The organism is Brevibacterium permense, assembly GCF_025506275.1.
GTDB lineage: Bacteria > Actinomycetota > Actinomycetes > Actinomycetales > Brevibacteriaceae > Brevibacterium > Brevibacterium permense_A.
This window is the reverse complement of sequence record NZ_QYCP01000092.1, coordinates 18,146-41,908: the sequence shown is the minus strand read 5'-3', so window position 1 is coordinate 41,908 and position 23,763 is coordinate 18,146. Positions and strand designations below refer to the sequence as shown.

The following is a 23,763-nucleotide window of genomic DNA, read 5'->3' as shown; positions in this document are numbered from 1 at the left end:
GTCTCTTTCTCTCTGCTCTCGCCGGTCAGTCGCCGGCTGCCGATGCCGCGAGGGCATCCGCCCCACCGACGATCTCGGTGAGTTCCTGGGTGATTTCCGCCTGGCGAGCCGTATTGGCCAACCGGGTGTAGGTCTTGATGAGATCATCCGCGTTGTCCGTGGCTGTCTTCATCGCCGCCTGTCGCGAGGCCTGCTCGGATGCTGCTGCGCTGAGCAGCGCCGACAGGATGCGCGAATCGATGTATCGCGGCAACAGTGCGTCGAGCACAGCCTCCGCACTCGGTTCGAACTCATAGAGCGGGAACGCGGGTGCGTCGGACGATTCCCCAGCCTGTCCGCCGGTCGATGCCTCTTCGGCGTCGACGACCTCCAGCGGAAGCAGGCGCCGGTATTCCGGATCATGCGTGACGCTGGAGACGAAACGGGTGAAGACGATGTAGATCTCGTCGATCCCTGAGTCGGCCGACTCCGGATCGAAGTTCTCCAACAGCGCCTCGCCGATCTCGCGTGCGTGCTCGGCCAGCGGATTCTCGGAGATGCCTGTCCAGGACTTCTCGATCTTGCGATCGCGGAAGGTGTAGTAGTTCTTGGCTTTGCTGCCGATCGTGAATAGGTCGACGCTTTTGCCCTCGTTGCGCAGCAGCCGAATGAGTTCCTCGGCTTCGCGCAGCAGATTCGCCGAATAGGCACCGGCGAATCCGCGGTCGGGTCCGATCACGAGGACGGCAGCGTGCTTGACGCTGTCCGACTCCGTGGTGAGAACGTGGTCCACGTTCGACTCGCTGGCCACTGCCGACACGGCCCGGGTCAGGGCGTTCGCGTACGGACTTGCGGCCTGCGAGCGGGCAATGGCCTTCTGAATCCGCGAAGCAGCGATGAGCTCCATCGCCTTGAAGATCTTCCTCAAGGACTGAGTCGAGCGGATCTTCTGTTTGAAGACCCTCTGCTGGGCTCCCATCAGTTCTTCCTTTCGCCGTTACGGAACAGGTTCAACGCTTCTGCCGAACGATCTGCTCCTGCTCGACCTCGTCGGAGGACGCGGCTGCGGTGTCTTCGCTGCCGACCTTCGAACCACTCTGGTCCGAGCTGGCGAAATTCTTGGTGAACTCGGCCAGGACTCTCTTCAGCTCTTCGGTCGTGTCGTCATCGAGCTTCAGCGTCTCACGGATGGTCGTGAAGATACCGGTCTTGCGCTCGATGTGATCGTGCAGTTCGGACTCGAAGCGGAGCACGTCGTCGACAGGGATCTCGTCGAGGTAGCCGTTGGTTCCGGCGAAGATCGACACGGTCTGCTTCTCGAACGGCATCGGAGCGTACTGACCCTGCTTGAGCAGTTCGGTCAGACGCGCACCCCGGGCCAGATCGCGCTTGGTCGCGTCGTCGAGGTCGGATGCGAACATCGCGAAGGCTTCGAGCGAACGGTACTGTGCCAGCGAGATCTTCAGCGTGCCCGAGACTCCCTTGAGAGCCTTCGTCTGAGCGGCACCACCGACTCGAGACACGGACACACCGACGTCGACAGCGGGACGCTGGCCGGCGTTGAACAGATCGGACTGCAGGAAGATCTGACCGTCGGTGATCGAGATGACGTTGGTCGGAATGAACGCACCGACGTCGTTGGCCTTCGTCTCGATGATCGGCAGACCCGTCATCGAACCGCCGCCGAGCTCATCGGAGAGCTTAGCGCAGCGTTCCAGCAGACGGGAGTGCAGGTAGAAGACGTCGCCGGGGTAGGCTTCACGGCCCGGCGGACGACGCAGAAGCAGGGACACGGCGCGGTAGGCCTCAGCCTGCTTCGACAGGTCGTCGAACACGATGAGGACGTGCTTGCCGTCGTACATCCAGTGCTGACCGATAGCGGAACCGGAGTAAGGAGCCAGGTACTTGAAGCCCGCAGGGTCCGAGGCAGGCGAAGACACGATGGTCGTGTACTCGAGCGCTCCGGCCTCTTCCAGCGAACGGCGAACGCCGGCGATGGTCGAGCCCTTCTGGCCGACGGCCACGTAGATGCAGCGGACCTGCTTCTTCGGGTCTCCGGTCTCCCAGTTGGCCTTCTGGTTGATGATCGTGTCGATCGCCAGAGCGGTCTTACCGGTCTTGCGGTCACCGATGACCAGCTGACGCTGGCCACGGCCAACGGGGATCATCGCGTCGATGCTCTTGTAACCGGTCTGGAGAGGCTCTCGCACTTCCTGGCGGTCCATGACGCCGGCGGCTTGGAGCTCGAGCTCACGGCGGCCGACGGTCTCGATGTCGCCGAGTCCGTCGACGGGACGACCCAACGGATCGACGACACGGCCGAGGTAGCCGTCGCCGACCGGAATCGAGAGGACCTCGCCGGTGCGGTACACGTTCTGCTCTTCGGCGATTCCGGAGAACTCACCGAGGATGACGACGCCGATCTCGCGTTCGTCGAGGTTCTGTGCCAGGCCCAGTGTGCCGTCTTCGAACCGCAGGAGTTCGTTGGCCATGGTGCCGGGCAGGCCCGAAACGTGAGCGATACCGTCACCAGCGGTGACGACCTTGCCGACCTCGGTCTTTTCCGAGCTCTCCGGGTTGTACGAATCAACGAACTTCCCGAGAGCGTCCCGGATCTCTTCCGGGCGAATTGTCAGTTCCGCCATCTGGTTTCCCTGCTTCCTTTACTCAAATCTTGCGTCCGACGACCGGTGGGCCGCCGATGCCGGAGAAGCCGGCCACTAGTGTCAACCTGCGAGCTTGCGCTGCACATCGGCCAGTCGATCGGCCACGGTCGAGTTCATCATCTCGTCGCCGACCTGCACCCGGACTCCCCCGAGAACATCGGGATCGACCTGGACATTGAGGACGAGGTCGCGACCATAGCTGGCCGACAATGCCGCCTGCAGCCTTTCGGTCTGCGACTCGCTCAGAGGCCGGGCGACGGTGACGTCCGCAACCGACCGCTGCTGGCGGGCGGCGAGGATATCGCTGTACTGGTCGAGCGCCTTCGCCACGCGGAGTCCGCGAGGGTGCAGGGCAGCCTGTTCGACCAGCTTGATGGTGTCTGGCTGTGCCTTGCCGGTGAGCAGGTCCGAGACGAGAGCGCGCTTGCTCTCATCGGTGGCCTGCGAATCAAGCGCGCGGGACAGCTCGTGGTTGGATTCCAGCAGACGCGCGAAGCGGAAGATCTCCTCTTCGACCTGCCCCAGCTTTCCGTCGGCCTGTGCGGCAGCGGCGATCGCTGTCACACCTGCGACTTCGAGGCTGGTGACGAGGTCCTGGGTCCGCGCCCAACGGTGACCGACGGCCTTGTCGCTGATACGCAGAACCGCATCCATGATCCGAGTCGAGAACAGAGTCCGCAGCAGCTGCTGCTTCCTCTCGGCCGACTCGGAGGAGTCTGCCAGAGCCTTGCGCAGCCCGACATTCTCGGCGAGGACGCCGACGAGTGCCAGAGTCTCCTCACCGATCTGTCGGGAGTCTCCCCCGGAGATCTCGGAATTCGCGGTCTCGAGGACAGCCTGCAGGGACAATCTGCTCGACTGGAGCATCACGCCCCCTTGACCGGCTGCGCGGACGAGTTGGACTCGAGATCGGAGATGAAGCGATCAACCACATTGGCCGAACGCTGGTCATCGGTGAGTGACTCACCGACGATGCGCGATGCCAGGTCCGTGGCAAGAGTGCCGACCTCGGAACGCAGCTGCACCATGGCGGACTGACGTTCGGCGTCGATCTGAGTCTGTGCCTGAGCGATGATGCGATCAGCCTCGGAGTGAGCCTGGGCCTTCATGTCGGCGATGATCTGGGCGCCCTCTTCCTGAGCCTCGGCGCGCAGTCGTGCAGCTTCGGCACGACCGTCGGCGAGCTGCTTCTGATACTCGGCCAGAGCCTGATCGGCTTCGGCCTGCACCTTCTCGGCCTTCTCAATTCCACCCTGGATGCGCTCAGCACGCTCGTCGAGGGTCTTGTTGAAGGCGGGAAGGACGTACTTCCAGACAACCAGGAAGACGATCAGCAGACAGACGGCACTCCAGAGGATGTCGTAGGCCGCCGGGAGAAGCGGGTTCTCCGCGGAGGCGACGATGTTTACCGGAGTCATCTTTCAGTCCTCTTCGAGATCAGGGCAGGAAGAACGGGGTGGCGATACCGATGAGGGCCAGGGCCTCGATCAGAGCGATACCGAGGAACATGTTTCCGCGCAGGGCGCCGGCCATTTCGGGCTGACGGGCGGTTCCCTCGATGGTCTTGCCGATGACGATGCCGACACCGACACCGGGGCCGATTGCGGCGAGGCCGTAACCGATCGTCGAAACGCTACCTGAGACTTCGGCGAGCATATCCATAGGATGCTTTTCCTTTCATAATGAAGTCGGGTGGTTGGCCCGACCGTGCAACTCGTGAGTTACGGATCTAGGGGTGTGATCTCAGTGTTCGTCCGAGATCGCGGCGTTGATGTACACACAGGACAGAAGAGCGAAGATGTAGGCCTGCAGCACGACGATGAGCATCTCCAGGATGAAGACGAACATGCCGCCGGCAAAGGTGACGATGCCGAAGAACTGGAATCCGTTGGCGGCGTCGAAGAGGAAGAAGCTCGTGGCGGAGAAGCAGAGGACGAGCAGGAGGTGGCCGACCATCATGTTCGCGAAGAGTCGGATCGCCAGAGTGAACGGCTGGGTGACGAACTTCGTGATGAACTCGATCGGGATGAGCAGGATGTGCATCGCCGGCGGGACGCCGGGCAGGATGAGCGAATCCTTGAGGTAGCGGCCGAGGCCCTTCTCTGCGATGCCGGCCCAGTGGTAGGTCACATAGACCACGAGGGTCAGCACGATCGGCATGCCGATGACGCCGGTGCCGGGCATGTTGAGGAACGGAATGAGCTTCGTGACGTTCCAGAAGAGGATGCCGAAGAAGATCGCCACGATCAGCGGCATGAACTTCTTGGCCTTCTCCTTGCCCATCGTGTCCTCGGCGATGCCGACGGTCACGAATTCCATGGCGAGCTCCATGCTCGACTGGAAGCGGGACGGAATGAGCTTCATGCGCTTGGCCCAGACGGCCAGGAGCACAACGACGGCGACGGTGGCGATGATGCGGATGAGCATCACGCGGTTCATTTCGAACGGTGTGCCCTCAAAGAGGAACGAGGCTGGAAAGAATTCAGCCATCGACGGTGCGTGGAAGCCGCCTTCTGCAGCACTGACTGTTGTGTTCGCGGCGTTGAGTGTTCCCACGTTTTTACTACTCTCCCATGGTCAAGGGCCCTGATGGCCTGGCCTTGGCCCCACACTGATGGCGAGGCTTGAGGTTCAGGAGCGACAAAGGGCGAAGATCCGCCCAAGCACCGGGTCTACTCTACCAACTGTAGAGAGTGACCGACAAATTCATCAGGCTTCTCTGTGCAATTTCTGTCAACGATTTTATACGACGCGTCATTCGTCTTGCGCCTCACCCGATGACGCGTCTCAGATGGGTGCGACGATTGGTCTCCGCTCGACTATCTCGCCTCCGGATCGACATAGGGAACGCGTCCCTTGACCACGGTGATCGCCTCGACGAGCGAGGTGCCGATCACCGCGACCACGATCGTGAAGAAGGCGACCGTGCCGTCGAGCCAAGCCGCATCCTTGATGCGCCAGATGACGATCATGAAGATGAAGGCCTTGAAGAGGAAGCCGATGCCGAGGAACCCGGCGATCGCGGTCAGTCCCATGTTCCGTCCGACGTACATGACGACGAGGGTGATGATGATGAAGACCGCAGCCAGTCCCCCGCCGACGGCTCCGCCGACGAGTCCCGTCATCCCCGAGACCAGCCAGCCGATGCCCATTCCGAGGGCCGCGACGACGAGGACGAGGATGATGCCGCGGATGAGCAGGGTCCTCCAGACGCGGGTCCAGGCTGCTTCGACTTCGGTCTCTCGGCGCGGTATCGGGTCGGTCACGCGATTTCCTCTCTGGCTTTCTGACGCATGCGAAGGGGATAGAAGGTGAAGATCAGGGTGATGGCAGCGAGGCCGCCGATGACGCAGGCCGAGAACAGCCAACCCTTGAACAGGAGCAGCACCGATCCGAAGGCGATGAGCGCCGTCCAGGTATAGAGGATGAGCACCGCACGCGCGTGGGAATGTCCCAGACGCAGCATCCGGTGGTGGAGATGTTTGGCATCGGCGGAGAACGGAGACTGTCCGGCACGCAGCCTGCGCACCACGGCCAGTCCGAGGTCGAGCAGCGGCAGGAACATGACGGCCACCGGCAGAATGATCGGCATGAAAGTGGCGAACGCTCGCTCCTGACCGATCAGCGCCGGGTCGACCTGGCCGGTGACCCTGATCGTCGAGGCGGCGAGCAGCAGACCGATGAGCATCGACCCGGAGTCGCCCATGAAGATCCTCGCCGGATTGAAATTGTGCGGGAGGAAACCGAGGCAGGCGCCGACGAGGATCGCGATGATGAGCGAGGCGAGGTTCGCATACGACTCCGGTGAAGCGTCACGAGCGAGCCAGTAGGAGTAGATGAAGAAGGCGCTGCCGCCGATGGCGACGACGCCCGCGGCGAGACCGTCGAGTCCGTCGACGAAGTTCACCGCGTTGATGGTCACGAGGACGACGAGGACCGTGACGATGATCGACATCCGCGGGGAGCCGATGATGACTCCGCCGAAGGGAATCGACAGCAGCGCCACTCCCTTGATCGCCATGAAGCCTGCGGCGAGAGCCTGACCGGCGAGCTTCGCCATCCAATGCAGGTCCCAGATGTCGTCGATGACTCCGAGCAGACACAGCAGGCCGGCGGCTCCGGCGATTCCGATGATCGGGCCCAATTCGACGAAGATCCGATTGAGAAAGGGCATCTGGGAGGCGAAGATGAGGCCGGCCAGAAGACCGCCGAACATCGCGACTCCGCCCAGCCTCGGCGTCGGAACGGAATGGACGTCGCGGTCACGCAGCGGTGAGAAGATCTTTCCTCGTTCGGCCACCCGCTTGACCATGGGGGTCAGCAGGTACGCCACGAGGGCGGAGACGACGAGGATGAAGAGGTAGGCGCGCACTCAGCCGTCCAGGTCGATGAGTTCGGGGACGATTTCACGCAGGTCCTCGGCGGTGATCGGGCCGCGGCGCAGGATGCGGGGCACGTCGCCGCTGAGGTCGATGATCGTCGAGGACATTCCCGACTCCCGCACTCCGCCGTCGACGTAGATGTCGACATCGTCGCCGAGCATCTCCTGCGCTTCGTCGGCGGTCCGGGCGGCGGGCTGTCCGGAGATGTTCGCGCTCGACACGGCCAGCGGCCCGGTGCGGCCGAGCAGGGCCAGCGCCGATTCGTCGTCGGGCATGCGCACGGCCACGGTTCCGTGGGTATCACCGAGGTCCCAATCGAGGGAGGGCTGAGCGTTCGCGATGATCGTCAGCGGTCCGGGCCAGAATTTCGCGGTCAGTGCCAGCACGGTCTCATCGACCCCGTCGACGAGTCCGAAGATGGTCTCCGCGCGTGGAACGAGAACCGGAGGCGGCATGTCCCGCCCCCGGCCTTTGGCCGCGAGCAGAGCCGCGACAGCCGATGCGCTGAAGGCATCGGCGGCGATCCCGTAGACCGTATCGGTGGGGATGACGAGCAGGTTGCCTGTGTCGACGACTCGCGCGCACTCGTCGAAGACGAGTTCACGGATCTCTTCTTGGCTGACGTCGAATCGTCTCGACACGAGTTCTCCGTTTCGTATGTTCGGTGTGATCTCGGTGCTGGGCCGTGGGGGGGGGCACCGGATTGGTCTCCGCGGTCTCCTACGCCTCGCGGCGCGCCACTGTATAGCGGTCGCGTCCAGTGTAGTCCTGGAATGTGGCAGCGTGTCTCAGACTGGCCGTGGCCGCCAGGAGTTCCCGTGCCCCTTCACCCTGTTCCTCACTGTGTTCCATGAGGAAGAGTCCGCCGGATCTCAGCAGCTGTTCGGCTTGACTGATGATGAGTCCCGGAATCTCCAAGCCTGAATCCCCACCATAGAGCGCGGCCCCGGGATCGTGTTCGGCGACCTCCGGGTCCCGCGGCACGGCGGAATCGGGAACATAGGGCGGGTTCGTCACTACGATGTCGGCACGCCCGCACAGATCGGGCCGAGCATTCGCGATCGTCGTCGCATCGTCGGAGATGAACTCGACCGTCGACGCGCCGAGGCGGCACTGCCCGAGGTTCTTCAGCGACCATTCCAGGGCGGCGGGTTCGCGTTCGACGCCGAGGACGTCGACGCGGTCGAATTCGGTGGCCACGGACAGGGAGATCGCTCCCGAACCGGAACACAGGTCGATGACGAAGGGGCGCCGAGCCTTGTCGTTCTTCGTCGTCGAGTCAGTTTCGGCGAGTTCGGACAATTCGGTCAGAACGGCTCCGGCGAGCAGCTCCGTCTCCGGCCGGGGAACGAAGACTCCGGGGCCCACCTGCAGCTGCAGATGCCGGAAGTGGGCGATGCCGGTGAGATGCTGCAACGGTGTCCGCTGCCGCCGCTGGTCACAGAGTTCGGCGAATCGTGTGCTCACCGACTCCGGCACGGGTTCGTCGAAGAGACGGCGGCGGCTCAGCGCTGCCCGGTCGATCGACCATGCGTGGGCGAGCAGCACGAGCGCATCGGCTTCGGGACTCGCTATGCCTGCTTCGGTGAAGAGTGTGGTCGCCCCGCGGAGGAGGTCGGAGACGAGAGTCGGCCTGACGGTGTCCAGGTCAGTCCCCCAGTGCGTCGAGGCGTGCGGCCTTGTCCGCGTCGCGGCAGGATCCGATGACCGGGTCGAGTTCGCCAGCGAGCACCTGATCGAGATTGTAGGCCTTGTACCCGGTGCGGTGATCGGTGATCCGGTTCTCCGGAAAATTGTAGGTGCGGATGCGCTCCGAGCGATCAACGGTGCGCACCTGCGAACGACGGATGTCTGCTGCTTCCGCTGCGGCCTCTTCGGCCTGCTTGGCCAAGATCCGAGCACGGAGCATGCGCATCGCTGCGTCTTTGTTCTGCAGCTGGGACTTCTCGTTCTGGCAGCTCGCGGTGATACCGGTCGGCAGGTGCGTGATGCGCACCGCGGAGTCCGTGGTGTTCACGGACTGGCCGCCGGGTCCGGACGAGCGGTAGACGTCGATGCGCAGATCGTGTTCGTCCAGCTGGATCTCTTCGGGTTCATCGACTTCGGGGAAGACGAGCACCCCGGCTGCGGAGGTGTGAATGCGTCCCTGCGATTCGGTGACCGGCACCCTTTGGACACGGTGCACTCCGCCTTCGAACTTCACCCAGCCGTAGGCGCCGTCGTTCTTCGCCTTGACGGCCATGGTGACGTCCTTGTATCCGCCGAGGTCCGAATGCGTGGCGTCGAGGATCTGGCTCGACCAGCCGCGCGAGTCGATCCACCGCTGGTACATCCGCAGCAGGTCTCCGGCGAACAGTGCGGATTCGTCTCCGCCTTCGCCGGCTTTGATCTCGATGATGGCGTCTCGGGAGTCATCCGGGTCGCTGGGTACCAAGAGATCTTTGAGCTCACCCTCGGCCGTCTCCATCTCTGCGGACAGACGCTTGGCCTCCGCAGCGAAGTCGGCGTCGTCCTCGGCCAGCTCCACGGCGGCTGCGTGGTCGGCTGCGAGTTGGGCGAAGTGCCGGGCGGCCGCGGCGACCTTGTCGAGTTCCGCGTACCGCCTGGTCAGCTTCTTGGCCCGGCCGGCGTCAGCGTGAACCGCGGGGTCGGAGAGTTCCTCCTGCACCCGGGCGTGCTCATCGAGCAGTGCGCTGACGCTGGCCGTGAGGGTGTCGTCGACCATCTCAGCTGTTGTCGGTCGACGACTTCGGCAGCGGGGTCGTCTTCTGCACCTGCATGAGGAACTCGACGTTCGAGCCGGTCTCCTTGAGCTTCGACATGAGCAGTTCGACAGCCTGCTGCTGCTCGAGGCCCGAGAGCAGTCGGCGCAGCTGCCACATGACCTTCGTCTCTTCCTTGGTCATGAGCATCTCTTCGCGGCGGGTGCTCGAGGAGTTGACATCGATGGCCGGGAAGATGCGCTTGTCGGCAAGCTGACGGCTCAGACGCAGCTCCATATTGCCGGTGCCCTTGAACTCTTCGAAGATGACTTCGTCCATCTTGGAGCCGGTCTCGACGAGAGCGGTGGCGAGTATGGTCAGCGAGCCGCCGCCTTCGATGTTGCGTGCAGCACCGAAGAACTTCTTCGGCGGGTAGAGCGCATTGGCGTCGACACCGCCGGAGAGGATCCGACCGGATGCAGGCTGGGCGATGTTATAGGCACGTCCCAGGCGCGTGATGTTGTCGAGCAGCACGACGACATCGGAACCCATCTCGACGAGACGCTTGGCGCGTTCGATGGCGAGTTCGGCGATCGTGGTGTGGTCGTCGGCCGGACGGTCGAAGGTCGAGGCGATGACTTCGCCCTTGACCGCACGCTGCATGTCCGTGACTTCCTCGGGACGTTCGTCGACGAGGACGACCATGAGGTGCGCTTCGGGGTTGTTCTCCGTGATCGCGTTGGCGATCTGCTGCATGATCGTCGTCTTGCCGGCCTTCGGAGGCGCGACGATGAGTCCGCGCTGACCCTTGCCGATGGGTGTGATGAGATCGATGAGACGGGTCGAGTGCAGCTTCGAGGTGGTCTCGAGGCGCAGACGATCCTGCGGGTAGAGCGGAGTCAGCTTCGAGAACTCGACACGGCTGCGGGCATCGTCGACGGTGAGCCCGTTGACGGAATCGAGGCGGACGAGAGCATCGAACTTCTCGCGCTTGTTGTTACGCTGTTCGTTTTCACGCGGCTGACGGATCGCACCGGCGACAGCGTCGCCCTTTCGCAGACCGTTCTTCCGCACCATGGATGCCGAAAGATAGACGTCGTTCGGTCCCGGCAGGTAACCCGAGGTGCGGAGGAAGGCGTAGTTGTCGTGGACGTCGAGGATGCCGCCGACGGGGATGAGCACATCGTCGTTGCGGATGTCCGGCTCGTCGTTGCCGCGGCCGCGGCGCTTCCGGTCACGGCCCCGTCCGCGGCGGTTGTTGCCGCGATCGTCATCGTCGTTGCTGCGGTTGCGACGATCGTTGCGGTCGTTGTTGCCGCCCCGTTCGCTGCGGTGGCCGCGATCGTTGCCGCCGTCCCGGTCATTGTTGCCCCGACCGTTGCCGCCGCTGCGGTCATTGCCGCCTCGGTTGTCGTCGGTACGGTCGTTGTTCCGGCTGCGACGGTCGTTGTCGCGCCCTCCGCGGTGGTCACGGTCGGAGCGGTCCTGGTCGCCGGAGCGATCTTGGCCGCCGTGGTCGGCCGCTTCCTCACCGCTGCCGTCGCGGCCCTCGGTCTGGGGCTCGGAGCCCCGGGAGCGAGAACGACTGCGGCGAGAGCGCTGACGATCCTGGTCGCCGCCGTTCTCCTCGGAGGGTGCTCCCCCTGACTGGTCCGCACCGGACTCGTTCGCCGTCGAAGACGACGAGGACTCGGAGTTCGGTTCGATGATGAGCGCCGGGGCGTCCTCGGACGCGGAAGCGGCAGAGCGACGCGAGGAGCGACGGTTCGTCGACTCCTGCTTCTTCTCGTCCTGCTTCACCGCCGGCTTCTCGGTCTGGGCGGCCGGTTCCGCGGCGGGCTTCTTCTCGGTGGGGGCGGACTTCTTCTCAGCGGATCCGCCCGAGTGGCTGTTGATGGCGTCGATCAGTTCGCTCTTGCGAAGGCGACGGTAACCCTTGATTCCCAGCCCGGCAGCCATTTCCTGGAGCTGAGGCAGCCGCAGCGCTGTGAGGCTGCCTGTGCGCGGGGTGGAATCCTGAGTGGTGGTTTCAGACACGAAGGTCCTTCTCCCTCTTTCGGCCGTGCGGCATGTGCCGTTTGCTCACGGCGACGGAAACACCATTGACGGTGCGTTGTGAAAGAAAACCTGCTAAAGAATGAGCAGGAGATGTTCCAGAATGTATGACATCGGCGACGGACCTGTGTAGAACAGCGGGAAGCCGTGCCCTGTCGGAACACCCACAGTCTACTTGTTCGGAGACGATCTGGCGAATCGTTTCCTCAGATTTCTCGGCGCACCCGGTAACCACCGAGGTCAATCGCGGTGCGCTGAGCGACGAAGCCTTCTGCCACGAGTGCGTCGGGCACCGCCTCGGCGAGGACGAGCACCGTCGGTCCGGCGCCGGAGACCACGGCCGGGAGACCCTCGGCGCGCAGTGCGTCCACCAGCGCCATCGACTCCGGATAGGCGCCGCGACGGAATTCCTGATGGAGCTGGTCGCGGGTGGCTTCGTAGAGCACCTGGGAGTCATTGCTCATCCCGTGGACGAGCAGGCCCGCCCGAGCCGAATTGTCAGCCGCGATCGCGTGATCGATGCCGGCGGGAATGAGTCCACGTGCAACCTCGGTGTCAAGGCGGAACGACGGCACGAGCACAGTGACCGTCTCGACGGTGCGCACTGGCACCTGCCACGACTTCACAGGCTCCGACAGAGAGACGGTGAGTCCGCCGAAGATTGCGGGGGCAGCGTTGTCCGGATGCCCCTCGACGGCGGTGGCGATCTCGAGGATCCGGTCCCGGCTCAGCTCGACTCCGGTCGACCAGGCTCCGAGTTCCGCTGCGAGGCCGATGCCGGCCACGACGGCCGCGGCCGAGGAGCCGAGTCCGCGGGAATGAGGAATCCGGTTGTCGCACTCCAGCGACAGACGCGGCTTCAAATCCGCCGCGACGGCGGGAAACTCCGAGTCGAGCACCTCACCGATGATGCGCATGATCAGGTGCGAGCCGTCCCGGGGCAGCACCTCGGCGCCCTCCCCCGTCACCTCGACGCAGCGGTGAGGATCGACCGCTGCGTCGTGGACGGTGAGGCTGAGGGTGTCGATGATGTCGAGGGCCAGCCCGTACGAGTCGTAGCCAGGTCCCAGATTCGCCGAGGTGGCCGGGACCTCGAGTCGGACGCGCACCCTCAGCTGTCCTCGAGTCCCAGGGCGCGTGCGGCGCTGACGGCGTCGACGGAGACCCGCTTGGTCTCGATATCGGACCCATCGGCGGTGTGCAGTGCCCAGCTGGGGTCCTTGAGTCCGTGACCGGTCACGGTGACCGCGATCGTCGCATCGGCAGGGACCCGACCGGCGTCGGCCATCTTCAGCAGACCCGCCACCGAGGCGGCCGAACCGGGTTCGACGAAGATGCCCTCTTCGCTGGACAGGATCTTGTGGGCGGCGAGGATCTCGTCGTCGGTGACCGAATCGATGAGACCGCCCGAGTCGTCACGCGCCGCTTCGGCCTGCGTCCAGCTGGCGGGGTTGCCGATGCGGATGGCGGTCGCCACCGTGTCCGGTTCGTCGACGGGGTGACCGAGCACCAGCGGTGCGGCACCGGCGGCCTGGAAGCCCCACATCTGAGGCAGCTGTTTGGAGATCCCGTGTTCGCGGTATTCGTTGTAGCCCTTCCAGTACGCCGTGATGTTGCCGGCGTTGCCGACGGGCAGAACATGGATGTCGGGAGCGTCGCCGAGGACGTCGACGATTTCGAAGGACGCGGTCTTCTGACCTTCGATACGATCGGGATTGACCGAGTTGACGAGATGGACCGGGTAAGACTCCGAGAGCTTGCGGCACAGCGTCAGGCAGTCGTCGAAGTTTCCGTCGACTTCGAGCAGAGTCGCTCCGTGGGCGATGGCCTGGCTCATCTTCCCCGGCGCGATCTTCCCGGTGGGCACGAGCACAGCGCAGGTCAGTCCGGCCTTCGTGGCATAGGCGGCGGCAGAGGCCGAGGTATTGCCCGTCGAGGCGCAGATGACGGCTTTGGCACCATGGGCCACAGCCTTTGTGATCGCCATCGTCATACCACGGTCTTTGAACGACGCAGTCGGATTGAGGCCCTCGTACTTCACCCACACTTGGGCACCGGTGCGTGCGCTGAGCTTCTCCGCCCTGATCAGCGGGGTCCCGCCCTCACCGAGTGTGACGGCAGGAGTATCAGCGGAGATGTCGAGGAGGCTGCGATATTCCTCGACGACGCCCTGCCACTGGTGTCTGGGGTAGTTCATAGTCACTGTCCTTCTACGCGGATCACGGATTTGACGGTGTGGACGACAGGCAGATCGACGAGTCGATCGACCGTCTTCTGCAGAGTCGAGTCGGTGTTCGAGTGGGTGGCCAGCACGAGCTTCGCGTGCTGGACGCCGTTGTCGTCGATGTCCCCGATCGTCTGTCGCATCAGTTCGATGGATGCCCCTTCATCGGCGAAGACCTCGGAGACCGCGGCGAGCACACCAGGACGGTCGACCACGTCGAGGGTGATGTGGTACCTGGTCGTGATCGCCGAGATCGGCAGGATCGGGTAGTCCTCGTGGAAGGGGCGTTCGTACTGTCCGCGTCCGCCGAGCACCTTGCGCCTGGCCACGGACACGAGGTCGCCGAGCACGGCGGAAGCGGTCGGTGCTCCCCCGGCTCCCTGTCCGTAGAACATCAGCTCGCCGGCGGCTTCGGCCTCGATGAACACGGCGTTGAAGGCACCGCGGACGGATGCCAGTGCGTGCCCTTGGTCGAGAAGCGCCGGATAGACGCGCGCCGAGAGTCCGGCGCCCGCCGGTGATGAGGCCACACGTTCGCACACGGCGAGGAGTTTGATGACGAAGCCCTGGTCCCGGGCGGTCTCGACCATCTCGGCGGTGACGCCTTCGATGCCTTCGACGTGGACGTCGTCGATCGACACGGGTGCATGGAATGCCAGAGACGACAGGATCGCAGCCTTCGCCGCCGCATCGTGTCCGCCGATGTCAGCGGTCGGATCGGCCTCTGCGTATCCGAGCCCTTGGGCGGCGGTGAGCGCCTGGTCGAAATCCCAGCCCTCAGAGTCCATCTGGTCGAGGATGTAGTTCGTCGTGCCGTTGACGATGCCCATGATGCGTTCGATCCGGTCGCCGGCCAGCGAATCGCCGACTGGTCGGATGATCGGGATAGCCCCTGCCACCGCCGCTTCGTGCTCGAGGCGAACACCAGCGGCGTCGGCAGCGGACATGAGCTCGCCGTAGCTGGCGGCCAGCAAAGCCTTGTTCGCGGTCACGACCGATGAACCCTGGCGCAGCGCTGCGGTGATGAGCGAGCGGGCGGGTTCGATTCCGCCCATCAGCTCGACGACGATATCGGCTCCGGCGATGGCCGCCTCGGCGTCGGTCGTCAACAGCTTCTCGTCGATTCCCGGACGGGCCTTCGAGGCATCGCGGACGACGATGGCGCTCAGCTCCAACGGAGCGCCGATGCGCTCGGCCAGGCCCTCCGCACGATTCTGGATTCGGGCGGCGACCTCCGTGCCGACGACTCCGCATCCGAGCATGGCAACCTTCAGTGCCTGCATTTCCTCACCTTTTCCGCTCTTGTCTCTCACACTCATCAGTTCGACGCCTCTCCCCCGGCCATTCCCGGATCCGTGGCGAACATCTGCGTGTGGTCTTCGGGGGTCACGATCCACTCAACTCTATCGGCCTCGACGGCCAGCACGCCCGGCCGGGGCAGATGGTTGTAATTATTGGCCAGCGAGCGGCAGTACGCCCCGGTGGTGGGGACCGCGACGAGATCGCCTGCGGTGACGTCTGCACCCATGTATTCGTCGCGGACGATGATGTCACCGGATTCACAGTGCTTGCCGACGACCCGCACGATCGCAGGCTCGGCGTTCGAGTTCCGGTTGGCCAGGGTGCACGAATAGTCCGCGTCGTAGAGCGCCGTGCGGATGTTGTCGCTCATTCCCCCGTTGACAGCGACATATGTGCGGGTGCCGCTGTCCGTGCTCACCTGTTTGACGGTGCCGACCTCGTAGAGAGTGAACACCGCCGGGGAGACGATGGCGCGACCTGGTTCGATGGAGATCCTGGGCACGCTCGTGCCCAGGCCCCGGCATTCCTTGGCCACGACGGCGGCGAGCTCTGCGGCCATCTCCGCGACCGGGATCGGGGTGTCCTGGGAGGTGTAGCGGATGCCGAAGCCGCCGCCGAGGTCGACATCGGGAAGGTCGATGCCGTGTTCACCCATGATCTCGGCTCGGAAGGCGAGTACGCGGGCGGCGGCGACCTGGAATCCGGAGATGTCGAAGATCTGCGAACCGATATGGGAGTGGAGACCGTCGAGACGCAGATGTTCGGATTCGACGACCAGACGGGCGGCCCGGGCGGCGGTGCCGTCGGCGAGAGAGAGCCCGAACTTCTGGTCTTCGTGGGCCGTGGCGATGAAGTCGTGGGTGTGCGCTTCGACGCCGACCGTGACTCGCAGCATGACCGGGGCGACCGTTCCTCTGGCCGCAGCGATGGATTCCAGACGTGCGACCTCATCGAGGCTGTCGACGAAGATCCTGGACACGCCGTAGTCGAGGGCGTATTCGAGCTCCGCCGCCGATTTGTTGTTTCCGTGCAGCCCGACGCGGTCGCCGGGGACACCGGCGGCGCGGGCGATCATCATCTCGCCCAGGGAACAGGTGTCGAGGCCGAGCCCGGCCTCATGCACCCAGCGGGCCACAGCTGTGCACAGGAAGGCCTTCCCGGCGTAGAACACATCGGCTCCGGCCAGTCCCTTCTCCACGGAGAAGGCGTTGGAGAACGTGCTCAGGTAGACCTCGGCACGGCTGCGGAAGTCAGCGGCGTCCATGACGAGAGTGGGGGTCCCGTAGCGTTCGGCCAGGTCCGTCACGGAATGACCGGCGATCGTGAGCACTCCGTCGTCGGTCTTCGTGACGTTGTCCGACCACAGACTCGGCAGCAGCGCATTGACGTCATCGGGATAGGGCAGCCACACCGGGGCAGGTGTCGCGTGCAGTGTCCCTGCGATATGTGCGGGCATCAGATCCTCTCCGGGGCCGAAGCGCCCAATTGTCGTAGTCCTGCGGCTAGGACGATGATTACAGCTCTCAGAGCGAAGAGCCGGGAGGCATGGGTGACGGTGATGTCCTCATCGACCGTCGGAGTGACCGGGCAGCGGCGGATCCAGTCCTCGACGGCATCGCCGAGCTCGATTAGAGCGTTGACGAACAGATCGTTCTCGCCGAGGCGGCGCGAGCGTTCCAGCGCTGACGGCAGTCCCGCCACGGCATTGAGCAATCGAGTTTCGCTCGGATCGTCGAGTCTCGCCGCGTCGACGGCCTCGGACAGGATTCCCGCCCGGTGCGCCCGCCGCTGCTCCCGGCAGGCGGCGGCATGGCTGCGCTGCAGGCTGTTCACCGCGACCGGGTCGACGTCACGGTCGAGATCACCGGCGACAGGCGCCTGTGCCGATTCCCGGTCCGCAGCGACGAGCAGTGTGCGCAGCGGCGACTCGTCGTGTTCCGCTCCCACGATCGAATCGGTCTCCCCCGCTGCGGTGATGATGTCGCTGAGCACATGTGCTCGGCCAGCGGGAGTGAGGGTCACGTTGACGAAGCCGGGCCCGGCGATGACGGCATCCGCCACCCCGGTCAGGGCACGCAGTTCGATGCACAGATGTGCGGCGAGCTCGGTCCGCTGCTCGGGTGCAGCGGCGGCGCGCAGCGCCACGGGTGTCGTCCAGTCACCGAGTTCGGAACGGTTCGGAGCCAGGACATCGATCTGCATGATGAACCCCGGTGCGACGAGGCCTGCCTCGGCCGTCGCCAAGGCGCGCGCGAGTGCAGTCTGCAAGTCTTCCGGGGTCACTCGAACAGAGTACTCGGGCCCGGACGGCGACGACGAATCCGATGTCATCTTCGCTCTCATGACGAGACGGATGCCCGCTGGGCCTCAGATCGCGCCGGGTCGGCAGGCGGCGTGACTGACGAAGAATTTGACGGCCACCGAGGCGAGCACCACGACGAATGCCGGCCACATGCTGTCGAAGCTCTGGAGGAGAAAGGCGAAGATCAGCGGGCCGGTGGCCGCGAGGAGGTAACCGCCGCCCTGGACGAAGCCGGACAGGGAAGCCGCCGCCTCGGCATTTCGCGCGCGAAGGGTGATGAGCGTCAGAGCGAGTGGGAACGTGGAGATGCCGATGCCCATCAGCACAGTCCACAGCACGGGAGCCGCTGTCGGCAGCAGCCACAGACCCAGGTACCCCGCGGCCAGGCTGAGGCAGAAGCCGACGACGATGGGATAGGCCGAGGTCATCTTCTGAGCCAGGGTCGGCAGTACGAATCCGAGGACGAGAGGGATGGCGGTGACCAGCGCCAGCATCGCCCCGCCGAAGGCAGCATCGAACCCGGAGCGGGTGAGCAGGCCCGGCAGCCAGGTGAAGAGGATGAAGTTGTTGAATGACGTCAGACCCGTCATCGTCATCAGCGCCCAGGCCCGAGGGCTGTGCAGAAGGCGGGAGAGCTCACTGCCCCCGACGACGGCGACGGCCACCTCGGCGGCGGGTGCGGGCCTGACGATGCGGATGACGATCCACACGACCGCACCCAGAGCTGCGAAACCGGCCCAGACGAGCAGTGAGCCTCTCCAACCGGCACCGGAGGCGAGGGGAACCGCCGCGAGCGGCGGAATGAACGTCCCGAACTGAAGGAGCCCGACGTGCACGGTAGACATGAGGGCCACCCTGTCGGGGAAATACGATTTCACCAGAGGCGGGAGGACGACGTTGCCGATGCCCATTCCCAGCAGGGCCAACACGCTCAGCGCCAGGAACAGCGACGGCGAAACGATGACCGCGCGGACACTCAGTCCGATCATGACCATCACCATGGCAGCCAAGGTCAGGGCGAGTCCGGAGAAGCGGGCATAGAGCCGCGGGGTGATGAAACCGCTGATGCCGTAGAGCAGCGGCGGCAGCATTCCGATGACGGCCAGGAACACCGCGCTCAGTTCGATCTCTTCGCCCATGGCGTCGAGCAGAGGCGAGAGCCCGGTGACTCCGGGGCGCAGATTGAAGGCAGCGAAGACGATTCCGAGGACGATCAGAATGCGGATGCGCGCGGAGTTCATGAGCTCTTTCCTATCAGACACCGACGCCTGGTTCGGTGGCCGGGGCCCATCAGAAGTCGAGTTTGAGACCTTCGACCGGTGAGAGTCGGGACGCTCGCCTGGCCGGTGCCAGAGCGGAGAGGATGCCGGCGACGACCGCCACTCCGAGTATGCCCAGGAAGGACGGGGCAGAGAAGTGGACGATGAGGTCGGTGGAGTAGTCGTGGGTGACCAACCGTGTGCCGACGATGCCCAGGGCACCGCCGAGCACGAGTCCCAGCAGTGCGGCCACCGATGAGATGAGGACCGCCTCGAGCGCCAGCAGAGTCCGCAGCTGCGCAATGCTCAGCCCCAGCGCCCGCATCAGCGCGTTCTCCCGGCGGCGCTCGATGACGGAGAGGCTGACCGTGTTCGAGACGCCGATGAGCGCGATGACCACGGAGACGAAGAGCAGAGCCACGGCCCCGGCGAGCATGACATCGATGAGTTCGGAATAGGCGCCCCGCGCGACGGCCGAGCCGCCGACCTCGTCGCTGGAGACGTCGAGCGTCTCGGCCACGGACTGACGGATGCGGGTGATCTCGTCGACGTCGACATCCTCGTCGAGGCGGACGAGCACGGCCGTCGTCGTCGCCGAGATGCCGAGATCGTTGCCGACGTCGGGGGTGGTGAAGAAAGCGAGACTGGAGAGGCCGTCCCTGTGCACGGGCACGCTCATCTCGTTGAGCCCCTTCACCCGCACTGTCGGTGAAGGATAATCTTCGGGGACTGTGACTCGTCCGGACACGATATTCGCGGCCCCGCCTCCGAGTACAGTCTCGGCGCTGTCCGGGTCGATGACGAAGATCTCGGGGCGGGAGCCCTTGAAGTCTTCGACCGCCTCGGCGCGGTGGGCGATGACCGCGGTGGACACGCCGGGGATCTCGCGCACATCGTCGAGTTGATCATCATCGACGAGGCCCGACAGCGGCACGGAGATGTCAACGGGATAACGCTGGTCGAGTCCGTGGCTGATCGTCGCTTTCGTCGACATGCCGCCCACGAGGATCGTTGCCACCAAGGTCACACCGATGATGAGCGCCGTGGCTGTGGCCGCGGTGCGACGCGGATTGCGCAATGTGTTCAGGGTCGCCAGCTGACCGGGAACGCCCCAAGGGCTGAACAGCACCTCCCCCGTCCATGCGACGACGGGCGGGATGATCTTCGCCGCGCTGATGACCAGCCCAGTGACCACGAGTCCCCCACCCAGCGCTCCGCCGAGGATCCAGAGCTGCGAAGCCGACACCGCATAGACCGAGACGATAACGAGAACCACTCCCAGCCCGATGCAGCCGAAACCCACGAGATGGCGGGGACGGGCGCGGGTGCTCGGCGAGGTGGAGACGTCGAAGGGCTGGAGTGCTTCGAGCGGTGTCACAGCGATGGCACTGCGAGCCGGTCGGATGGTGGCCACAATCGTCAGCAGGGCCCCGACGACGACACCGCTGACCAAGGCGGAGACGGGAACGGTGAGAGTGTCGTAGGGAAACTCCTGCGGCCAGTAGCGCACCGCCACAGCCATCAGTCCGCGACTGCCGACGACCCCGGCGAGCACACCGAAGATCGACCCGAGCAATCCGACGAAGAGCCCTTCGGCCACGACCGAGCCGTACATCTGCAGGCGGGTTGCGCCGAGGCAGCGCAGCAGAGCGAATTCCCGACGGCGTCCGGCGACGATGACGGAGAAGGTGTTGGAAACGACGAGGATGGCGACGATGACGGAGATTCCGGCGAAGACGAGCAGGAGACCGGTCACGACGGCGTTGCCGCCGGAGAGGCGGTCGGTCTTCGCTTTCACGGCATCGTCCACGGAGAGCGCTTCGAGGCTGCCGCTCAGTTCCGAACCGTCGATGACCCTCTGCAGCTGAGTACGCACAGCCTTTGGGTCCGCGCCGCTCTCGAGGGCGATCTGAATGGCGATGACATCGCCCTGCTGGGCGAAATACTCCTGATAGCCCGATGCTGTCGTCAGCGCTCGAGTGGCGCCGGGCAGGGCCGGATCCTGCCCCAGTTCGGCGATGCCCACGACGGAGAAGGTGACGCTGCTCTGACTCGGACCCCGGTAGATCGGCATGTCATCGTTTCCGCTCTCCACTGGCACCGCATCGACGGTGAAGCGAATCTCATCGCCGGCTCCGACGTTGAGATCGCTGGCCGTGCGAGTGTCGAGCACGAGGTCCGTCGTCGCTTCCGGTCGCTGACCGGAGACCATATCGAACGTGTCGAGCCGTTCATCGGCAGGCACCGGAGACAGCGCAAAAGAGCTTTCGGAGAATGCGGCACTTCGGCCCGTGGTCACTGTGCGGGCCGACAACGACGCGGTAGCGACCCCGTCGACTTCGGCCAAGGGGCGCAGTAGCGGAGAGGCCTCGTCTCCCCCGACGAAGACGTCTCTGTCCGGGACGACGGTGAGGTCGGCCTTCTCGAAAGAACGGCCGACGGCGTGTTCGAGGCTGTCCTGCAGCGAGGAGTTGATGATCAGGGTGGTTGCGACGAATCCGGAAGCCAATGCGATGCCGAGGCCGATTGCGAGGAATCGGGCCCAGTGGATCCGAATCTGCGCGAAGGCGACTGCGATCACAGAGAGCTCAGTTCACTCAGCGCCGTGACCACGCTCTCGCGCGTCGGCTGACGAACTTCACCCGTGGCTCGCCCGTCCTTGAGCAGAACGACCCGGCCGGCGTGCGATGCCGCGACGGGGTCGTGGGTGACCATGATGATCGTCTGCCCGTACAGAGTCGTGGCCCGACCGAGCAGGGACAAGACCTCCGCTCCGGCATGGGAGTCGAGGTTTCCCGTCGGCTCATCGGCGAAGATGACATCCGGCCGCGTCAGCAGAGCCCGGGCCACGGCGACTCTCTGCTGCTGACCGCCCGAGAGCTCGTGCGGACGATGCTGCAGACGATCGCCGAGTTCGAGGCGTTCGACCACTTCGGCCTTCCACTCACGATCGATCTTCTTCCGGGCCAGCGAGACCGGCAGTTCGATGTTCTGTTCAGCGCTCAGCGTCGGGACGAGGTTGAAGGCCTGGAAGATGAAGCCGACGCGGTCACGCCGCAGCTGGGTCAGCTGCCGGTCGTTGAGACGGGTGATGTCCTGGCCCCGCATGATGATCGAACCCGAATCGACACGGTCGAGCCCGGCAAGCACATGCATGAACGTCGATTTTCCGGATCCGGAGGGTCCCATGATTGCGGTGAAGCGTCCCGATTCGAAGTCGACGCTGATGTCATCGAGAGCGTCGACTGCCGTATCACCGCGACCGAAGCTCTTGCGCAGTCCCTGCGCTCGGAGGACGATCTCATCATCCGCCGCGCTGGTCTGGACGGGCTCTTCAGCAGGTTCCGACATCGTATGCCTCACATCGCGGTCCGGGTCTCGTCTCCGACTACCTTAGATCCTGTCTGCGCCTCCGACCACTCGGACCGCCTATGCAGAACCGCCCACCTCAGAAGTTGAGATGGGCGGCGTCGCGGTGCCCGCGACAGGATTCGAACCTACGACCTTCTGCTCCGGAGGCAGACGCTCTATCCACTGAGCTACGCGGGCAACGGATGCAACTCTATCACCGTTGGGCACCACCTCCCAAAACGACACCGCGGGCAGCCCTTCGAGGACTGCCCGCGGTGTCGAGGGGCTGTGATCAGCGATGTTCGAGCAGATCAGGCACCTTTCATAGCCTTGCGGCCGGGCACATATTCCCAATGCCAGAGCTCATAGGAATTGCGCTTGGCCCAGTCCGGATTCTCCCACCCGAACTTCTCGGCGTTGGCGACGAGCCATTCGTACTGCTGGCCGGTTCCGTTCTGCGTTCCCGCACCGAGGTCCAGCGCCAGGCCCCAACCGTGGTTGGAGGTTCCGGGACGAGCTGCGAAGCCGGGTTTGCGTGAGGCGACGGAGACCTGTGATTCCAGCGACCGGTAGGAGTCGGTGACTGCGAGGTCTTTGCCGGTGTCCTTCTTGAAGGCAGCGTTCATCTTCGCGAACGACACGGCCGCATCGGAGCGCAGCTTGTGGTTGCCCACGCCGATCTCGCACAGCCATCCGTCGGGCAGCTCGCCGTTGCTCGCCTCGCCCTTCGGTGCTGCTTCGTCACAGCCGGGCAGAACGGTCTTCGTGATCGCGCGAGATGCCGCGTCGACCTTGGTCTGCTTGGCGCTCGGAGCGCCGATGGTCATCGAGGTCTTGTCATCGTCGTCGACCTTGAGGTCGGCGGACACCGATTCGGCGTTGATCGCACGTGGCTGGGACTGTGCGGCCGTGTCATCGACCTTGACTTCCTGGTTGCCGCTCATGTTGCCGGCGACCATCACGGCAGCGATGGCGGTGCCGGTGACCGAGACGGTGGCCAGAGCGGAGAAGGTGGTGACCTGACGGCGGCGGACCGAACGCAGCAGCGAACCGTCGGAACCGCGGTTGCCGAGCTGAGCCGCGGCCAGCGTCAACGTATGACCTGCAGGGGTCATCGGCCGAGAAGCCTCTTTGGACATCGCTGCCCGTCGCGGTGAGCCCGCAGCTGCGCGGGCCTCGGCGGCCATCGCCGCGCGACGAGGCGAGAGGGCTGCGGATGCGCTGTTCCGCGACTGCGATGTCACGGGATGCGAAGAGTTGATCGTCGAAACCTGCGAAGAGGCGTTCTGCTTCCGCAGATCACGTCGGCGGACCGGCGGCGCCTCGACGGTCGAGAGCTCACTCGACATAGTGCTCCATACTGTTGGTGAAGATTGTGCGGTGGAAGCCCTCTGCCGGGCGCCCGAAAGCTTATGTCACAACACTATAACGACATCGTTACAGAATGTCACTTTAAGTTCATACTCAGCGTGTGACCAGGTCATTCTCTGACGATGTGTGGTCAAAAATCACTACAGGCGCCCCACTCCAGGTGTCCTGAA

The 23,763-nt window shown here is 64.6% G+C and carries 21 protein-coding genes and 1 tRNA gene; all 22 read right to left on the bottom strand.

All coding sequences use genetic code 11. From position 1 onward, the window contains the following. Nucleotides 1-25: 25 nt before the first annotated feature. Nucleotides 26-958: a F0F1 ATP synthase subunit gamma gene (locus tag D3I60_RS13405; RefSeq protein WP_262776791.1), complete on the bottom strand. Its 933-nt coding sequence runs from the start codon at nt 956-958 to the stop codon at nt 26-28. 31 nt (nt 959-989) lie between these two features. Beyond that, nucleotides 990-2,624 carry a F0F1 ATP synthase subunit alpha gene (gene atpA, locus D3I60_RS13400; RefSeq protein ID WP_262776790.1) on the bottom strand — a complete coding sequence of 545 codons (1,635 nt, stop codon included), beginning with the start codon at nt 2,622-2,624 and terminating at the stop codon, nt 990-992. Between the two features lie 81 nt (nt 2,625-2,705). After that, nucleotides 2,706-3,512: a F0F1 ATP synthase subunit delta gene (locus tag D3I60_RS13395; protein ID WP_262776789.1), complete on the bottom strand. Its 807-nt coding sequence runs from the start codon at nt 3,510-3,512 to the stop codon at nt 2,706-2,708. Continuing rightward, nucleotides 3,512-4,063 (bottom strand): F0F1 ATP synthase subunit B, encoded by a 552-nt coding sequence (locus D3I60_RS13390; protein WP_262776788.1) that lies wholly within the window; start codon nt 4,061-4,063, stop codon nt 3,512-3,514. Before D3I60_RS13390 ends, D3I60_RS13395 begins: the two co-directional genes overlap by 1 nt. Before the next feature lie 19 nt (nt 4,064-4,082). Then, complete coding sequence (gene atpE, locus D3I60_RS13385; protein ID WP_025776917.1) at nt 4,083-4,307, bottom strand: F0F1 ATP synthase subunit C; 225 nt, start codon at nt 4,305-4,307, stop codon at nt 4,083-4,085. 81 nt (nt 4,308-4,388) lie between these two features. Continuing rightward, nucleotides 4,389-5,135, bottom strand: a complete 747-nt coding sequence (gene atpB, locus D3I60_RS13380; RefSeq protein WP_039211199.1) for a F0F1 ATP synthase subunit A — start codon at nt 5,133-5,135, stop codon at nt 4,389-4,391. A gap of 329 nt (nt 5,136-5,464) precedes the next feature. Then, nucleotides 5,465-5,911: a hypothetical protein gene (locus tag D3I60_RS13375; protein ID WP_262776787.1), complete on the bottom strand. Its 447-nt coding sequence runs from the start codon at nt 5,909-5,911 to the stop codon at nt 5,465-5,467. Further along, on the bottom strand, nt 5,908-7,017 hold the full coding sequence (locus D3I60_RS13370; protein WP_262776786.1) for an MraY family glycosyltransferase: 1,110 nt from the start codon (nt 7,015-7,017) through the stop codon (nt 5,908-5,910). The genes D3I60_RS13375 and D3I60_RS13370 overlap by 4 nt, the downstream gene beginning before the upstream one ends. Beyond that, nucleotides 7,018-7,668 (bottom strand): L-threonylcarbamoyladenylate synthase, encoded by a 651-nt coding sequence (locus D3I60_RS13365; protein WP_262776785.1) that lies wholly within the window; start codon nt 7,666-7,668, stop codon nt 7,018-7,020. 79 nt (nt 7,669-7,747) lie between these two features. After that, nucleotides 7,748-8,674 (bottom strand): peptide chain release factor N(5)-glutamine methyltransferase, encoded by a 927-nt coding sequence (gene prmC, locus D3I60_RS13360; protein ID WP_262776914.1) that lies wholly within the window; start codon nt 8,672-8,674, stop codon nt 7,748-7,750. Between the two features lies 1 nt (nt 8,675). Next, complete coding sequence (prfA, locus tag D3I60_RS13355; RefSeq protein WP_262776784.1) at nt 8,676-9,752, bottom strand: peptide chain release factor 1; 1,077 nt, start codon at nt 9,750-9,752, stop codon at nt 8,676-8,678. A gap of 1 nt (nt 9,753) precedes the next feature. Next, on the bottom strand, nt 9,754-11,766 hold the full coding sequence (rho, locus tag D3I60_RS13350) for a transcription termination factor Rho (protein ID WP_262776783.1): 2,013 nt from the start codon (nt 11,764-11,766) through the stop codon (nt 9,754-9,756). A gap of 224 nt (nt 11,767-11,990) precedes the next feature. Further along, nucleotides 11,991-12,893, bottom strand: a complete 903-nt coding sequence (gene thrB, locus D3I60_RS13345; protein WP_262776782.1) for a homoserine kinase — start codon at nt 12,891-12,893, stop codon at nt 11,991-11,993. A gap of 2 nt (nt 12,894-12,895) precedes the next feature. Beyond that, nucleotides 12,896-13,981: a threonine synthase gene (gene thrC, locus D3I60_RS13340; protein WP_262776781.1), complete on the bottom strand. Its 1,086-nt coding sequence runs from the start codon at nt 13,979-13,981 to the stop codon at nt 12,896-12,898. Nucleotides 13,982-13,983: 2 nt separating this feature from the next. Beyond that, nucleotides 13,984-15,291, bottom strand: a complete 1,308-nt coding sequence (locus D3I60_RS13335) for a homoserine dehydrogenase (protein ID WP_262776780.1) — start codon at nt 15,289-15,291, stop codon at nt 13,984-13,986. A 35-nt stretch (nt 15,292-15,326) separates the two neighbouring features. Then, nucleotides 15,327-16,766: a diaminopimelate decarboxylase gene (gene lysA, locus D3I60_RS13330; protein WP_262776779.1), complete on the bottom strand. Its 1,440-nt coding sequence runs from the start codon at nt 16,764-16,766 to the stop codon at nt 15,327-15,329. Then, nucleotides 16,766-17,593, bottom strand: a complete 828-nt coding sequence (locus tag D3I60_RS13325; protein WP_262776778.1) for a DALR anticodon-binding domain-containing protein — start codon at nt 17,591-17,593, stop codon at nt 16,766-16,768. Before D3I60_RS13325 ends, lysA begins: the two co-directional genes overlap by 1 nt. An 84-nt stretch (nt 17,594-17,677) precedes the next feature. Continuing rightward, nucleotides 17,678-18,853: an MFS transporter gene (locus D3I60_RS13320; RefSeq protein WP_262776777.1), complete on the bottom strand. Its 1,176-nt coding sequence runs from the start codon at nt 18,851-18,853 to the stop codon at nt 17,678-17,680. A 49-nt stretch (nt 18,854-18,902) separates the two neighbouring features. Beyond that, on the bottom strand, nt 18,903-21,452 hold the full coding sequence (locus tag D3I60_RS13315; protein ID WP_262776776.1) for an ABC transporter permease: 2,550 nt from the start codon (nt 21,450-21,452) through the stop codon (nt 18,903-18,905). Next, entirely contained in the window at nt 21,449-22,222 is a 774-nt protein-coding gene (locus D3I60_RS13310; RefSeq protein ID WP_262776775.1) for an ABC transporter ATP-binding protein, read from the bottom strand. The genes D3I60_RS13315 and D3I60_RS13310 overlap by 4 nt, the downstream gene beginning before the upstream one ends. A gap of 125 nt (nt 22,223-22,347) precedes the next feature. Continuing rightward, a tRNA-Arg gene (locus D3I60_RS13305) sits at nt 22,348-22,420 on the bottom strand. 113 nt (nt 22,421-22,533) lie between these two features. Beyond that, complete coding sequence (locus D3I60_RS13300) at nt 22,534-23,571, bottom strand: M15 family metallopeptidase (protein WP_262776774.1); 1,038 nt, start codon at nt 23,569-23,571, stop codon at nt 22,534-22,536. Nucleotides 23,572-23,763: the final 192 nt, after the last annotated feature.

Bases quoted from the DNA above. Each gene is read 5' to 3' on its own strand.
- D3I60_RS13405 (WP_262776791.1), bottom strand. From the start codon at position 958: ATGGGAGCCCAGCAGAGGGTCTTCAAACAGAAGATCCGCTCGACTCAG.
- atpA (WP_262776790.1), bottom strand. From the start codon at position 2,624: ATGGCGGAACTGACAATTCGCCCGGAAGAGATCCGGGACGCTCTCGGG.
- D3I60_RS13395 (WP_262776789.1), bottom strand. From the start codon at position 3,512: ATGCTCCAGTCGAGCAGATTGTCCCTGCAGGCTGTCCTCGAGACCGCG.
- D3I60_RS13390 (WP_262776788.1), bottom strand. From the start codon at position 4,063: ATGACTCCGGTAAACATCGTCGCCTCCGCGGAGAACCCGCTTCTCCCG.
- atpE (WP_025776917.1), bottom strand. From the start codon at position 4,307: ATGGATATGCTCGCCGAAGTCTCAGGTAGCGTTTCGACGATCGGTTAC.
- atpB (WP_039211199.1), bottom strand. From the start codon at position 5,135: ATGGCTGAATTCTTTCCAGCCTCGTTCCTCTTTGAGGGCACACCGTTC.
- prfA (WP_262776784.1), bottom strand. From the start codon at position 9,752: ATGGTCGACGACACCCTCACGGCCAGCGTCAGCGCACTGCTCGATGAG.
- thrC (WP_262776781.1), bottom strand. From the start codon at position 13,981: ATGAACTACCCCAGACACCAGTGGCAGGGCGTCGTCGAGGAATATCGC.
- D3I60_RS13335 (WP_262776780.1), bottom strand. From the start codon at position 15,291: ATGCAGGCACTGAAGGTTGCCATGCTCGGATGCGGAGTCGTCGGCACG.
- lysA (WP_262776779.1), bottom strand. From the start codon at position 16,766: ATGCCCGCACATATCGCAGGGACACTGCACGCGACACCTGCCCCGGTG.
- D3I60_RS13320 (WP_262776777.1), bottom strand. From the start codon at position 18,853: ATGAACTCCGCGCGCATCCGCATTCTGATCGTCCTCGGAATCGTCTTC.
- D3I60_RS13310 (WP_262776775.1), bottom strand. From the start codon at position 22,222: ATGTCGGAACCTGCTGAAGAGCCCGTCCAGACCAGCGCGGCGGATGAT.
- D3I60_RS13300 (WP_262776774.1), bottom strand. From the start codon at position 23,571: ATGTCGAGTGAGCTCTCGACCGTCGAGGCGCCGCCGGTCCGCCGACGT.